This is a genomic window from Achromobacter sp. K91 (assembly GCF_003576205.1).
Lineage (GTDB): Bacteria > Pseudomonadota > Gammaproteobacteria > Burkholderiales > Burkholderiaceae_B > Achromobacter > Achromobacter aegrifaciens.
This window is the reverse complement of the sequence record NZ_QWFB01000002.1, coordinates 147,414-161,231: the sequence shown is the minus strand read 5'-3', so window position 1 is coordinate 161,231 and position 13,818 is coordinate 147,414. Positions and strand designations below refer to the sequence as shown.

At 64.3% G+C, this 13,818-nt stretch carries 10 protein-coding genes; 2 read left to right on the top strand and 8 right to left on the bottom strand.

The window, feature by feature from the left end; all coding sequences use genetic code 11:
* Window positions 1-3,381, top strand: coding sequence for a transcription-repair coupling factor (mfd, locus tag DXK93_RS00865; RefSeq protein WP_119449062.1), 3,381 nt, complete (start codon window positions 1-3; stop codon window positions 3,379-3,381).
* Between the two features lie 22 nt (window positions 3,382-3,403).
* Window positions 3,404-4,261, top strand: coding sequence for a phosphoserine phosphatase SerB (gene serB / locus DXK93_RS00860; RefSeq protein WP_054450505.1), 858 nt, complete (start codon window positions 3,404-3,406; stop codon window positions 4,259-4,261).
* Window positions 4,262-4,349: 88 nt separating this feature from the next.
* Here serB and DXK93_RS00855 read toward each other — a convergent pair whose 3' ends face one another.
* The 8 genes from DXK93_RS00855 to nuoI all read right to left on the bottom strand — a co-directional run bounded on the left by DXK93_RS00855 (window position 4,350) and on the right by nuoI (window position 13,799).
* The gene (locus tag DXK93_RS00855) at window positions 4,350-6,626 is read right to left on the bottom strand and encodes a TonB-dependent siderophore receptor (protein ID WP_119449061.1); all 2,277 of its coding nucleotides are present in this window, start codon (window positions 6,624-6,626) and stop codon (window positions 4,350-4,352) included.
* A gap of 334 nt (window positions 6,627-6,960) precedes the next feature.
* Window positions 6,961-7,290, bottom strand: a complete 330-nt coding sequence (locus DXK93_RS00850; protein ID WP_054450498.1) for a DUF2818 family protein — start codon at window positions 7,288-7,290, stop codon at window positions 6,961-6,963.
* Between the two features lie 15 nt (window positions 7,291-7,305).
* Window positions 7,306-8,790, bottom strand: coding sequence for an NADH-quinone oxidoreductase subunit NuoN (nuoN, locus tag DXK93_RS00845; RefSeq protein ID WP_119449060.1), 1,485 nt, complete (start codon window positions 8,788-8,790; stop codon window positions 7,306-7,308).
* Window positions 8,791-8,799: 9 nt separating this feature from the next.
* Window positions 8,800-10,302, bottom strand: a complete 1,503-nt coding sequence (locus DXK93_RS00840; protein ID WP_054450494.1) for an NADH-quinone oxidoreductase subunit M — start codon at window positions 10,300-10,302, stop codon at window positions 8,800-8,802.
* Window positions 10,299-12,320: an NADH-quinone oxidoreductase subunit L gene (nuoL, locus tag DXK93_RS00835; protein ID WP_054450492.1), complete on the bottom strand. Its 2,022-nt coding sequence runs from the start codon at window positions 12,318-12,320 to the stop codon at window positions 10,299-10,301. Before nuoL ends, DXK93_RS00840 begins: the two co-directional genes overlap by 4 nt.
* A gap of 17 nt (window positions 12,321-12,337) precedes the next feature.
* Window positions 12,338-12,646 (bottom strand): NADH-quinone oxidoreductase subunit NuoK, encoded by a 309-nt coding sequence (gene nuoK / locus DXK93_RS00830; protein ID WP_006217969.1) that lies wholly within the window; start codon window positions 12,644-12,646, stop codon window positions 12,338-12,340.
* The gene (locus DXK93_RS00825; RefSeq protein ID WP_054450491.1) at window positions 12,643-13,293 is read right to left on the bottom strand and encodes an NADH-quinone oxidoreductase subunit J; all 651 of its coding nucleotides are present in this window, start codon (window positions 13,291-13,293) and stop codon (window positions 12,643-12,645) included. Before DXK93_RS00825 ends, nuoK begins: the two co-directional genes overlap by 4 nt.
* A 17-nt stretch (window positions 13,294-13,310) precedes the next feature.
* Complete coding sequence (gene nuoI, locus DXK93_RS00820; protein WP_008161196.1) at window positions 13,311-13,799, bottom strand: NADH-quinone oxidoreductase subunit NuoI; 489 nt, start codon at window positions 13,797-13,799, stop codon at window positions 13,311-13,313.
* Window positions 13,800-13,818: the final 19 nt, after the last annotated feature.

Genomic DNA, 13,818 nt, shown 5'->3' with positions numbered 1-13,818 from the left:
CTGTATGCGCAGCCGCGCCCCCCAGGGTCCGGCGACGCCTGGCTGCTGGCGGACCTGGCGCGGCAGGCCTCGGCGCCGCTGGTCATCCTGACCGCCGAGCCGGTCGAGGCCCAGCGCCTGGCCGAGGAAATCCAGCTGTTCGCTCCGGACCTGCGTGTGCGCCAGCTGCCCGACTGGGAAACGCTGCCCTACGACGCCTTCTCGCCGCACCAGGACCTGATTTCGGAACGCCTGCACACGCTGCACTCGCTGATGACCAAGTCGGTGGACGTACTGACGGTGCCGGTCACCACGGCGTTGTACCGGCTGGCGCCGCCCTCTTTCCTGGCGGCCTACACCTTTTCCTTCAAGCAGAAGGACAAGCTCAACGAAGCCGCGCTGCGCGCCCAGCTGACCCTGGCCAACTACAACCACGTCACCCAGGTAACGGCGCCCGGCGAATTCTGCCTGCGCGGCGGCCTGATCGACCTGTTCCCGATGGGCTCGGTAGTGCCCTACCGCCTGGACCTGTTCGACGACGAGATCGAGACCATCCGCAGCTTCGACGTGGACACGCAACGCAGCCTGTACCCGGTGCGTGAAGTGCAGCTGCTGCCCGGCCGCGAATTCCCTATGGACGAAGACGCGCGCAACCGCTTCCGGGCGCGCTTCCGTGAAGTCTTCGAGGGCGACCCCTCGCGCGCGCTGCCCTACAAGGACATCGGCAACGGCATTCCGTTCGCTGGCGTCGAGTACTACCTGCCGCTCTTCTTCGAGGAAACGGCGACGCTATTCGACTACCTGACGGAAGGCACGGTCACCGTCACCGTGGGCGACATCGACGACGCCATCCAGCGCTTCAACCAGGACACCTCCAGCCGCTACGGCTTCCTAAAGAGCGACCGCGAACGGCCGGTGCTGCCGCCCTCCGAACTGTTCCTGGACAACGAGACGCTCTACGCACGGCTGAAGGATTTCCGCCGGCTGTCGCTGACTGCCGGCCAGCCGCATCCGGACTTCCGGGCGGCGCCCGACGTGAGCGTGGCGCGGCGTTCTGAAGATCCCATCGCCAAGCTGCGCGCGCTGGTGCAGGCCGGCCAGACGCGCGTGCTGCTGTGCGCCGACTCCGCCGGCCGGCGCGAGACCCTGGTGCAGATGCTCAACGAGTTCGGCGTCACGCCTGACGCGCAGCCCGACACCATCGAAGCCTTCCTCGCTTCGGACGCCCATTTCGGCATCGTCGCCGCACCGCTGTCCACCGGCTTCGGGCTGCCCCAGGCCAATCTGGCCTTCCTCACCGAAAACGACCTGTACCCGGGCCTGGCCACCACCGGCCGCCGCGGCAAGCGCGACCAGGAACGCGCCAGCAACGTCGAAGCCATGGTGCGCGACCTGTCCGAGCTGCGCGCGGGCGACCCAGTGGTCCATGCGCAGCATGGCATCGGCCGCTACCACGGCCTGGTCAACATGGACATGGGCGAAGGCGGGATGGAGTTCCTCCATCTGGAATACGCCAACGGCAGCACGCTTTACGTGCCGGTGTCGCAGCTGCACGTGATCGCCCGCTACAGCGGCGCCGATCCGGAGGCCGCGCCGTTGCATCAATTGGGCTCCGGCCAATGGGACAAGGCGCGCCGCAAGGCCGCCCGGCAGGTCCGCGACACTGCCGCCGAACTGCTGGCCCTGTACGCCCAGCGCGCCGCACGCGAAGGCTACGCCTTCAACCTGCCGCTCAACGACTACCAGGCTTTCGCCGAGGGCTTCGGCTTCGAGGAAACGGCCGACCAGGCCGCCGCCATCGAAGCCGTCATCGCCGACATGACCTCCGGCCGCCCCATGGACCGCCTGGTCTGCGGCGACGTGGGCTTCGGCAAGACCGAGGTCGCGCTGCGCGCCGCCTTCCTGGCCGTGGCCAATGGCAAGCAGGTCGCCCTGCTCTGCCCCACCACGCTGCTGGCCGAACAGCATGCACAGACCTTCTCCGACCGCTTCGCCGACTGGCCTGTGAAGGTCGTGGAGCTGTCGCGCTTCCGTTCGGCCAAGGAAGTCTCCGCCGCCATCGAAGGCATCAACGACGGCCGCGTGGACATCGTCATCGGCACCCACAAGATCCTGTCCAAGGACGTGAAGTTCAAGCGCCTTGGCCTGGTCATCATCGACGAAGAGCACCGCTTCGGCGTGCGCCAGAAGGAAGCTTTGAAGGCGCTGCGCGCCGAGGTCGACGTGCTGACGCTGACCGCCACGCCCATTCCGCGCACGCTGGGCATGTCGCTGGAAGGCATACGCGACTTCTCCGTCATCGCCACCGCGCCGCAAAAGCGCCTGGCCATCAAGACCTTCGTGCGGCGCGAGGACGGCAGCACCCTGCGCGAAGCGCTCTTGCGCGAACTCAAGCGCGGCGGCCAGTGCTACTTCCTGCACAACGAAGTCGAGACCATCCACAACCGCCGCGCCCGCCTGGAAGAACTGGTGCCCGAAGCCCGCATCGCCGTGGCCCACGGCCAGATGCCCGAGCGCGAGCTGGAACAGGTGATGAAGGGCTTCTACCAGCAGCGTTACAACGTGCTGTTGTGCACCACCATCATCGAAACCGGCATCGACGTGCCCAGCGCCAACACCATCGTGATCCACCGGGCCGACCGCTTCGGGCTGGCCCAGTTGCACCAGCTGCGCGGCCGCGTCGGGCGCTCGCATCACCAGGCCTACGCCTACCTGCTGACGCCCGGTGAAGACGCCATCACCAACAACGCCAAGAAGCGCCTGGAAGCCATCCAGGCCATGGAAGAGCTGGGCTCGGGCTTCTACCTGGCCATGCACGATCTGGAGATCCGCGGCACGGGCGAAGTGCTGGGCGATTCGCAGTCCGGCAACATCCAGGAAGTCGGTTTCTCGATGTACAACGAGATGCTCAACGAAGCGGTGCGCGCGCTGCGCGCCGGTGAAGAGCCCGACCTGGACGCGCCCTTCAACCTGGCCTGCGAAGTCAATCTGCACGCCCCGGCGCTGCTGCCGTCCGACTATTGCGCCGACGTCCATGCCCGCCTGGGCATCTACAAGCGCCTGGCGCACGCTGCGGACGAAGACGATCTGATCCACATCCAGGAAGAACTGATCGACCGTTTCGGCAAGCTGCCCGAGGCCGCGCAGACGCTGCTCGCCACGCACCGCCTGCGCCTGGCCGCCCAGCCCCTGGGCATCGTCAAGATCGACGCCAGCGAAACCCAGGCGCTGCTGCAGTTCGGCCCCAAGACCTCGGTCGATCCCGGCAAGATCATCGAACTGGTGCAACGCCAGCGCCACATCAAACTGGCGGGACAGGATAAATTGCGGGTTGAGATCAAGGCCGCGCAGATTCCTGCCCGCGCCGATGCCGTGCGCGCCGTGCTGCGCGCCTTGAAGTAACCGTCAAACCACACTGATTTCTATGACCACCCATCACCTTGTCGTCCAATCCCCCGGCCTGACCGTGGAACATGCTGAACAGTTGGCGGCCCTGGCCCAGGCGCAAGGCGTCGCGCGCATCAGCGCCACTGCCGCCCGCCTGCTCGACGTGCAGCACGACGACTCGACCCGCGCCGACGTCGTGGGCTGGGCAGAACGCCATGGCGTCGACACCGCCTTCCTGCCCGCAGGCCTGAAGCTGTCCGGGTGCAAGGTGCTGGCCATGGACATGGACTCCACGCTGATCAACATCGAGTGCATCGACGAGATCGCCGGCGTGGCGGGCCTGAAGGACAAGGTCTCCGAAATCACCGAGGCCGCGATGCGCGGCGAGATCAAGGACTTTTCCGAAAGCCTGCGCCGCCGCGTCGCCCTGCTCGAAGGCGTGCCGGCCGATGCGCTGGAACAGGTCTATGCGGACAAGCTGCGTCTGAACCCCGGCGCCGAACGCCTGATCACCACGGCCCAGGCGGCCGGCATCAAGGTGCTGCTGGTCTCTGGCGGCTTCACTTTCTTCACCGAACGCCTGCGCCAGCGCCTGAACCTCGACAGCGCGCACGCCAACACCCTGGAAATCGCCAACGGCGTGCTGACCGGCAAGGTCTTGGGCGACATCCTCGATGCCGACGCCAAGGAAGCCCACCTGCGCGAGTTCGCCCGCGAGCACGGCGCCTCCCAGGAGCAGATCATCGCCATGGGCGACGGCGCCAATGATCTGAAGATGCTGGGCATCGCCGGCTTCCCCGTCGCGTACCACGCCAAGCCGCTGGTGCGTCAGCAGACGCGTTATGCGCTGAATGTGTCGGGGCTGGACGGGGTGCTGAACTGGTTCGAGAGCTGATCGCGCCACGCCCGGCGCCTGTGCTCGCAGCCGGCGGCCAAGCATGAAAAAAGCCACCTCGCGGTGGCTTTTTCATTGCAGCGGCGTATCAGTACCGCACGCGCAGCGAAAGCAGCGCAGCCCGGCCAGTACCCAGCGCCGCATAGTGCGCCGCATAGGCCTTGGTGTAGTACGTTTCGTCGAAAATGTTCAGCACGTTCAACTGCGCCGACATGTGGTCGTTGAATTCATACGCGGCCATGGCGTCGAAGCGCCAGTAGGAAGGCACCCAGCGCGCCTTGGGCGAGCCGTCGGCGTTCTTGGTCGCGTCCGAATTGCCGTACACCTTGTCCACGTAGTAGGCGCCGCCGCCGACCGTCAGCTTGGGCAACACCTTGTAGGTGGTCCACAGGCTGAAGGCATTGCGCGGGGTATTGGGCAGGTCCTGGCCCACGGCGCCGCTGTTGTAGGCGCCCTTGGTCATTTCGCTGTCCATGAAGGTGTAGCCGCCGAACACGTTCCACTTGGGCGTGATGCTGCCCGAGAAGCCCAGTTCGATGCCGCGCACCTTGGCTTCGCCGACCTGTGCGGTTTCGGTGGCCGAAACGGCCACGCTGGTGTTCTTGCGGATGTCCTGGAAGGCCGCCGCCGACAGCGTGAGGCGGTCATCGAACACCTGCCACTTCGTGCCGAGTTCCACCGTACGGCTCTTCTCAGGCTCGAGCGACTGGTTCGAGACCGACACGGCGTCGCTGATCGCGCTGGAGGCGATGGCCGAGGGCGTGGACGAAGTGCCATACGTCGCGTAGATGGTGCCGTTGGGCGCCGGCTTGTAGGCCAAGCCAACCTGGTAGTTGAAGAGATTGTCCTCGCGGCTGGTGCTGTAGAACGCCGGGGTGCTTGCCGGGTCGTTACGGCCCTTGGCGATGTTGCTGCCGCTGGTGCGGTAGTTGTCCCAGCGCAAGCCCAGGCTGGCCTGCCATTGTTCGTTGAACTTGATCGTGTCGAAGCCGTAGAGCGCGACCGTATCCGTGTTGTAGCGCGCGGGATTGTTGTTGCGCTGCAGATGGCCGGGGTAGTAAGTACCCGGGTCCGGATCCCACAGCGAAGCGCACAGCGCCGGGTTGGCGTAGGTGTTCTTGCCATTGGCCGTGCCAGTCACGCAGCCGCTGGTGCCGGCGGGAACGCCCGACTCGGTATAGCCGTCCTTGTCTTGCTTGATATTGCTGTACTCGAAGCCCAGGTCGAACGAGTGCTTCAGGCTGCCGGTATCGAACTCGCCCGTCAGGTTGGTCTGGTTGGCGAAGCTCTTGGTGACGTAATAGCCCGACTTGAGCGCCCGGTACACCAGGCCATTCGGAATGTTGCCCTTGCTGTCGTCGGGGTTGGTCGCAGCAAAGTCGGTCGTGCCGCGGCCGTAGCGTGTCACGTTGCGCAGCTGCAGCTTGTCGGAGAAGTCGTGCTGGAAGTCCACCGTCGCAACGTCGTCGCGGGTCTTCATGAAATCGCGGCCCTTCAGGCCATAGAAGCTCTTGCGGCTCACGCCCATGGTCTCCGTCACCGGCTGACCCGTTTTCGGGTCATACGGGATGGAGTAATCCGGCATGCTGTCGTCTTGGTAGTGGTAGTAGCTCAGCGTGATGCGGGTCGGCGTGCCCACGCCCAAGGTCAGCGAGGGCGCCACGCCCCAGCGCTCGAAGTCCACCGCGTCGTCGCGACCCGGCGCATCGCCCTTGTTGCCCATGACGTTCAAGCGGAACGCGGCCTTGTCGGCCAGGCGCCAGTTGCTGTCGATCGTCGCGCGGTAGTTGTTGTCCGTGCCGATCTGCGCCGTGGCTTCCGTGAAGTCGGTGGCCTTGGGCGTCTTGCTGACCATGTTGATGCTGCCGCCCGCGCCGCCCCGGCCCGAGTAGACCGAGTCCGGCCCCTTGATGACTTCGACCTGTTCCAGGTTGAAGGTGTCGCGCACCTGCGTGCTGGAATCGCGGATGCCGTCCAGGAAGATGCTGCCGGCGGAGTTCTGGCCACGGATGATGGGCAGGTCGCCGCCCGGGCGGCCGCCTTCGCCTGCGCCAAACGTGATGCCGGGGGAGTTGCGCAGGACGTCCTGCAGCGTGGACGCGGCCTGGTCCTGGATCACCTGCTTCGGCACGACCTGCACCGTGCGCGGGGTGTCCAGCAGAGGCGCCGTGAACTTCGGCGACTGCGCCGTGGAGGTCTGGTACGACGACCCCTCACCCTCCACGCGCACGGGCGCAAGTTGCGTCACGCCCGAATCCGCGGATTGGGCGGCGGCGTACGGGCTGATGAACAACGCGGGGGCCGCGATCGCGGCGGCCAGGGAGGTAGTGAGCGTATTCAGCGAATACGTATCTTGGGGCTTCAAACCAGCTTCTCCGAATGTGAATAGCAACGATTCTTGTTTTTTTAACGTTTGCGATTCTGAACTCAGCGGCTGAATGAAACCTGAATGAAAGACCCAAACCCATCCAAAAGATGAAAAAACAACACCATAAGCGGGTTATCCCCCACAGGTCTTCGCAGGAATCCCGACGGGTATCCGCTAGAGCAAGATGCCGGGCAGCCCCACCCTCCCGAATACCCGCGAACGGGCAAGGAAAGGTATCAGTAAGCTCAGACGACACAGGCTAAGGTCGTTCATGCACCTGCGAAAAAAAACGCCCCACAGGGCGTTTTTCTTGCATGAACCATGCCTGCCTTCAGGTGCGCAGGCGCGGGTGCCGTTTGAACAGATAACGGTACACGAACCCCGGATAAGCCAGCACCAGATACAGGCTCAGGGTGATCGCGTAGAACTCCCAGGTCTGGGAAAACCGGTTGCCCAGCGTGGATTCGAACGCGAAACCGAGCGCGCCGACGATGGCGTAGAACACCAACACTTCGATCAGGCGCATCCAGAACGGCTTGACTGCCGCCACTCCGCCCTGCTTCCAGGGCATGACGGCGAAAACCCGCTCCGTCAGGAACGGGAGATTCGCGCTGACCAGGGCCAGCGCGATCAGCAGCCATACCGCCAGAGTCTGGTTCATGGCCCCGTTTTCCGCTTACAGGCTGAGCGAGCTGCGGATGGCCTGCACGCACAGGGCCATCAGGCCGCCCGGCAGGATGCCCAGGATCAGGATCAGTGCGCCGTTGACCGACAGCACGCCGCGCTGGCCGCAGGTGGCGACCATCGGCGCGGCATCGGCGGCCGGCTCGTCGAAGTAAACGACCTTGACCACACGCAGGTAGTAGAACGCGCCGATCAGCGAGAACAGCACCGCGATCACGGCCAGCGTCACGTGGCCGGCGCTGACCAGCGCCTGCAGCACTGCCAGCTTGGCGTAGAAGCCCACCAGCGGCGGAATGCCGGCCAGCGAGAACATCAGCAGCAGCACGATGGCGGCATGCCAGGGGCTGCGGCGGTTCAGGCCCTTCAGGTCGTCGATGTGTTCGCACTCGAAACCTTGGCGCGACAGCAGCAGCACGATGCCGAAGCTCGCCAGCGTGGTCAGCACGTAGGTCAGCATGTAGAACAGCGAGGCGCCGTAGGCGGCCGACGACAGTTCCGGCTTGCCCGCGACCGAACCGGACATCAGGCCCAGCAGCACGAAGCCCATGTGCGAGATGGTCGAGTAGGCCAGCATACGCTTGAAGTTGGTCTGCGCGATGGCCGTCAGGTTACCGATGGCCAGCGACAGCACCGCCAGGATCATCAGCATCGGCTGCCAGTCGGCGGCCAGGCCGTGCAGGCCATCGACCAGCAGGCGCAGCGTGATGGCGAATGCGGCCAGCTTGGGCGCGCCGCCCAGGATCAGGGTGACGGCGGTGGGCGAACCTTGGTAGACGTCCGGAACCCACATGTGGAACGGCACGGCGCCGAGCTTGAACGCCAGGCCCGACACCAGGAACACGATGCCGAACACCAGGGCCAGCTTCTCGGCCTTGCCCGCGGCGATGACCTTGGACACTTCGGCCAGATCCAGGTGGCCGGTGGCGCCGTAGATCATGGACATGCCGTACAGCAGGAAGCCCGAGGCCAGCGCGCCCAGCACGAAGTACTTCATGGCGGCTTCGGTGGCGACGACGTTGTCGCGGCGCAGCGCGATCAGCGCGTACAGCGCCAGCGACATCAGCTCCAGGCCCAGGTAGATGGAGATCAGGTTCCCGGAGGAGATCATGACCATCTGGCCCAGCAGGGCGAACAGCGTCAGGACGTAGAGTTCGCCGCCGCGCATCATGTCGCGCAATTGCGCGTAGACGCGGCCATAGACCAGGGTCGCGGCCACGGCGATGTAGGACGCGATCTTGAGCAGATGCGACAGTTCGTCGGTAACGTACAGGCCGTTGAAGGTCGAACCAACAACGCCGTTCTTCCATTGCAGGGCCGACACGACGGTCAGCACGCCCAATGCAAGCATGGTCAGCAGAAACGTCGGCTTGCGCTCGGGGTGATTGCTGACCGCGTCGACGAGCAGGATAGCCAGGCCGAAAACCAGCAGGAGGATTTCCGGTGTCGCCAGGGCGAAATCGATTTGGGATTGCATCATTGTCTTGTCTTACAGTTTCGAGACGGCAACGTGTTGCAGCAGGGCCTCCACCGAAACGTGCATCACGTCGGTAAAGGGCTTGGGATAGATCCCCATGTACAACACGGCGATCGCCATCACGCCAAGAATCACAAACTCGCGGCGGTTGATATCGGTCAGCTCGCGCACGTGGTCGTTGGCGACGTCGCCCAGGACCACACGCTTGACCATCCACAGCGAATACGAAGCGCCCAGAATCAGGGCGGTCGCCGCCAGCAGGCCGATCCAGAAGTTGTGCTCGACCGCGCCCATGATCACCATGAACTCGCCGACGAAACCGCTGGTGGCCGGCAGGCCGCTGTTGGCCATCGAGAACAGGATGAAGAAGGTGGCGAAACGCGGCATGACGTTGACCACGCCGCCGTAGTCGGCGATGCGGCGCGAGTGCATGCGGTCATAGAGCACGCCGATACACATGAACATGGCGCCCGACACGAAGCCGTGCGAGATCATCTGCACGATGGCGCCTTCGACGCCGGCCGTGTTGAAGATGAAGAAACCCAGCGTCACGAAACCCATGTGGGCGACGGACGAATAGGCCACCAGCTTCTTCATGTCGTCCTGGACGATCGCGACCAGGCCGATGTAGATCACGGCGACCAGCGACAGCGTGATCATCAGGCCAGCCAGGCTGTGCGAGGCGTCGGGAGCGATCGGCAGCGAGAAGCGCAGGAAACCGTAGGCGCCCAACTTCAGCATGATCGCGGCCAGCACGATGGAGCCGCCGGTGGGAGCTTCGACGTGAGCGTCGGGCAACCACGTGTGGACCGGCCACATCGGCACCTTGACGGCAAAGGCCGCCAACAGGGCCACGAAGATCAGGATCTGCGGGGTGTAGCCCAGCTTGGTCTGCTGCCAGGTCAGGATGTCGAACGAGCCGCCCGACACGTTCCACAGGTACACGAAGGCGACCAGCGTCAGCAGCGAGCCCATCAGCGTGTACAGGAAGAACTTGAACGCCGCGTACACGCGGTTCGGGCCGCCCCAGACGCCGATGATGATGTACATCGGGATCAGCGTGGCTTCGAAGAACACGTAGAACAGCATGCCGTCCAGCGCGCAGAACACGCCCACCATCAGACCCGACAGGATCAGGAAGGCGGCCATGTACTGGGACACGCGGCTGGTGATGACTTCCCAGCCGGCCAGCACCACGATGATGGTGATGAAGGCGGTCAGGAGCACGAACCACATCGAGATGCCGTCGATGCCCAGGTGGTAATTGACGTTGAAGGCCTCGATCCAGGAGGTCTTCTCCACGAACTGCATCTTGGCCGTGGTGGAGTCGAAACCGGTGTACAGCGGGATCGTGACGAGGAAACCGGCGATTGAGCCGACGAGCGACAAGCCGCGCGTCAGGCCGGGACGGTCGTCACGGCCCACCGCCAGCACCAGCAGGCCGAATACGATCGGGACAAAGATCGCAAGCGTGAGCCAGGGGAAAGTGTTGGATGCCATCTCGCTTGCCATCATTGGGGAATCAGCACAAAGAAAGTCACCAGCGCCATGATGCCGATGATCATCGCGAACGCGTAGTGATAGATGAAGCCGGACTGCAGGTGACGGCTGACCGCTGCCACCCAGCCCACCACACGGGCGCTGCCGTTGATCAGCAGGCCGTCGATGATGCCGCGGTCACCGGTCTGCCACAGGCCACGGCCCAGGCAGCGCAAGCCGCGGGCGATGATCTGCTCGTTGACCCAATCCACGTAGTACTTGTTCTCGAGCACCTTGTTGATGCCGGACAGGCTGGACTGGATCTTGGCCGGAACCTTGGGATTGATCAGGTAGCAGTACCAGGCGATGACCGCGCCAGCCACGACCAGCCAGAACGGAACCGTCTGGAAGGCGTGCAGGCCGAAGGCCACCCAGCCGTGCCACTCTTCATGCAGCTCGTGCATGGCGGGATGCTGCGGCAGGACCTTGATGACGCCGTCGAAGAACTTGCCGAACAGCATTGGATCGACCACCAGGGCGCCGATGATGACCGACGGGATCGCCAGCAGCACCAGCGGCAGCGTGACCACCCAGGGCGACTCATGCGGTTTGCCGCCATGATGGCCGTGGTCGTCGTGGCCGTGATCGTCGTGGCCATGACCATGGCCGTGGTCGCTGGTGTCGAAACGTTCCTTGCCGTGGAAGACCAGGAAGTACACGCGGAACGAGTACAGCGAGGTCACGAACACGCCGATCAGGGTCGAGTAGTACGCGAAGTTCGCGCCCCAGACGTTTGCGGCGCCGGCGGCCTCGATGATGTGTTCCTTCGAGTAGAAGCCCGAGAAGAACGGCGTGCCGACCAGGGCCAGCGTGCCCAGCAGGAAGGTGATCCAGGTGATGGGCATGTACTTGCGCAGGCCGCCCATGTTGCGGATGTCCTGGTCATGGTGCATGCCGATGATGACGGAGCCAGCGCCCAGGAACAGCAGCGCCTTGAAGAACGCGTGCGTCATCAGGTGGAAGATCGCGACCGAGTAGGCCGAAGCGCCCAGCGCGACCGTCATGTAGCCCAGCTGCGACAGCGTGGAATACGCGACCACGCGCTTGATGTCGTTCTGGATGATGCCCAGGATGCCCAGGAACAGCGCGCCGATGGCGCCGATCACGATGATGAAGGACAGCGCCACGTCGGACAGTTCGAACAGCGGCGAGAAACGCGCGACCATGAAGATGCCGGCCGTCACCATGGTGGCGGCGTGGATCAGCGCGGAAATCGGGGTCGGGCCTTCCATCGAGTCAGGCAGCCAGGCGTGCAGCGGAACCTGGGCCGATTTGCCCATGGCGCCGATGAACAGGCAGATGCAGGCGACCGTCAGCAGCATCCAGTCGGAACCGGGCAGCGTCAGCGTGGCCAGCTTGTCGGCCTGGGCGAAGACTTCGCCGTAATGCATGGTGCCGGCGTAAGCGAACAGCAGGCCGATGCCCAGCACGAAGCCGAAGTCGCCGACGCGGTTGATCAGGAACGCCTTCATGTTGGCGAAGATCGCCGTGGGACGGGTGTACCAGAAGCCGATCAGCAGGTACGACACCAGGCCCACCGCTTCCCAGCCGAAGAACAGCTGCACCATGTTGTTCGACATCACCAGCATGAGCATGGAGAACGTGAACAGCGAGATGTACGAGAAGAAGCGCTGGTAGCCGGGATCATCCGCCATGTAGCCGATGGTGTAGATGTGCACCATCAGCGACACGGAAGTCACCACGACCATCATCATGGCCGACAGGGGATCGATCAGGAAGCCGATTTCCAGCTTGGTCTGGCCGATCAGGCTCCAGGTGTAGACCGCGCCGTCGAAGCGCAGGCCGTTGAGCACGTCGTTCAGCACCACCACCGAACCGATGGTGGAGATGAGCACGCCCAGGATGGTGATCATGTGCGAAGCACGGCGGCCGATGGGACGGCCCAGGAACCCGGTGCCGAAGAGGCCCGCGAGAATCGCCCCGGCCAGCGGAGCCAGCGCGATGAGCAAGTAGAGATTGGGTGAGCTAGACATTTTCTTCCAATACCCCGTCAGCCCTTCAGGCGATCGAGTTCGTCAACGTTGATCGTGTTCAGGTTGCGGAACAGCAGCACCAGGATGGCCAGGCCGATCGCCGCTTCGGCGGCGGCCACGGTCAGGATGAAGAACACGAACACCTGGCCGGCGGTATCGCCGAACCAGCTGGAGAACGCCACGAAGTTCATGTTGACGGCCAGGAGCACGAGCTCGATGGACATCAGGAGAATGATCAGGTTGCGGCGGTTCAGGAAGATGCCGAAGATCCCGATGGCGAACAGGATCGCCCCGAGGATCAGGTAGTGGGCCAGCGTCAGCGTCATTTTTGTTCTCCTTGGGGCGCGGCGGCGGTCGGGGTGCCGTTCTGCGCCTGGGCACGCTCGCTCTGGGCGGGCATGCTCACCATGCGGTAACGGTCCTTCGAGCGCACGCGGACGGCGGCCACCGGGTCGTTGTACTTCACGTCGCGGCGGCGGCGCAGGGTCAGCGCGATGGCGGCGACCATGCCGACCAGCAGCAGCGCGGCGCCCACTTCAATGGCGTAGATGTACTGGGTGTACATGGCCTCGCCCAGCGCGCGGGCGTTGTTGTAGTCGCCGGCAACCGGGGCTTGCGGGCCCGCGCCGTACCAGGTCGAACCCAGCACGAAGGCCATTTCGACCACCATCACCAGGCCGATGACCAGGCCCAGCGGCAGGTAGGTCTTCATGCCCTGGCGCAGGGCATCCATGCGGATGTCCAGCATCATCACGACGAAGAGGAAAAGCACCATCACGGCGCCCACGTACACCAGCACCAGCAGCAGCGCCAGGAACTCGGCGCCAAGCAGCATCCACAGCATGGCCGCGTTGACGAAGGCCAGGATCAGGTGCAGGACGGCGGTGACCGGGCTGCGCGCGGTGATCACGCGGAACGCCGCGATCACCAGCACGGCGGCCAGTATGTAAAACAGGACAGTGGTAAAAGTCATGGATCAGGTCCTGGGCTTCAACGATAGGGAGCGTCTTCGGCCCGGCGGCGGGCGATGTCGGCTTCGTAGCGGTCGCCCACGGCGAGCAGCATGTCTTTGGTGAAATACAGGTCGCCGCGCTTTTCACCGTGGTATTCGTGGATGTGCGTTTCCACGATGGAGTCCACGGGGCAGCTTTCCTCACAGAAGCCGCAGAAAATGCACTTGGTCAGGTCGATGTCGTAACGCGTGGTGCGGCGGGTGCCGTCATCGCGCTGGTCCGACTCGATGGTGATCGCCAGCGCGGGGCACACGGCTTCGCACAGCTTGCACGCGATGCAGCGCTCTTCCCCGTTGGGGTAGCGGCGCAGCGCATGCAGGCCGCGGAAACGCGGCGACGCAGGCGTCTTTTCCTGGGGGTAGCGCAAGGTGACCTTGCGCTTGAAGAAATACTTGCCCGTCAGGCGCATGCCCTTGAGCAATTCGGTCAGCATCAGACTGCCGAAGAAATCCTTGATCGCTTCCATATCCTGCCTCTGCCTGGCG

Coding starts and splice junctions, on each gene's coding strand:
- nuoK (WP_006217969.1), bottom strand. CDS start 12,646: ATGACGCTGACGCTGGCCCACTACCTGATCCTCGGGGCGATCCTGTTC.
- DXK93_RS00825 (WP_054450491.1), bottom strand. CDS start 13,293: ATGACTTTTACCACTGTCCTGTTTTACATACTGGCCGCCGTGCTGGTG.
- nuoN (WP_119449060.1), bottom strand. CDS start 8,790: ATGATGCAATCCCAAATCGATTTCGCCCTGGCGACACCGGAAATCCTC.
- serB (WP_054450505.1), top strand. CDS start 3,404: ATGACCACCCATCACCTTGTCGTCCAATCCCCCGGCCTGACCGTGGAA.
- DXK93_RS00850 (WP_054450498.1), bottom strand. CDS start 7,290: ATGAACCAGACTCTGGCGGTATGGCTGCTGATCGCGCTGGCCCTGGTC.
- DXK93_RS00840 (WP_054450494.1), bottom strand. CDS start 10,302: ATGATGGCAAGCGAGATGGCATCCAACACTTTCCCCTGGCTCACGCTT.
- nuoL (WP_054450492.1), bottom strand. CDS start 12,320: ATGTCTAGCTCACCCAATCTCTACTTGCTCATCGCGCTGGCTCCGCTG.
- nuoI (WP_008161196.1), bottom strand. CDS start 13,799: ATGGAAGCGATCAAGGATTTCTTCGGCAGTCTGATGCTGACCGAATTG.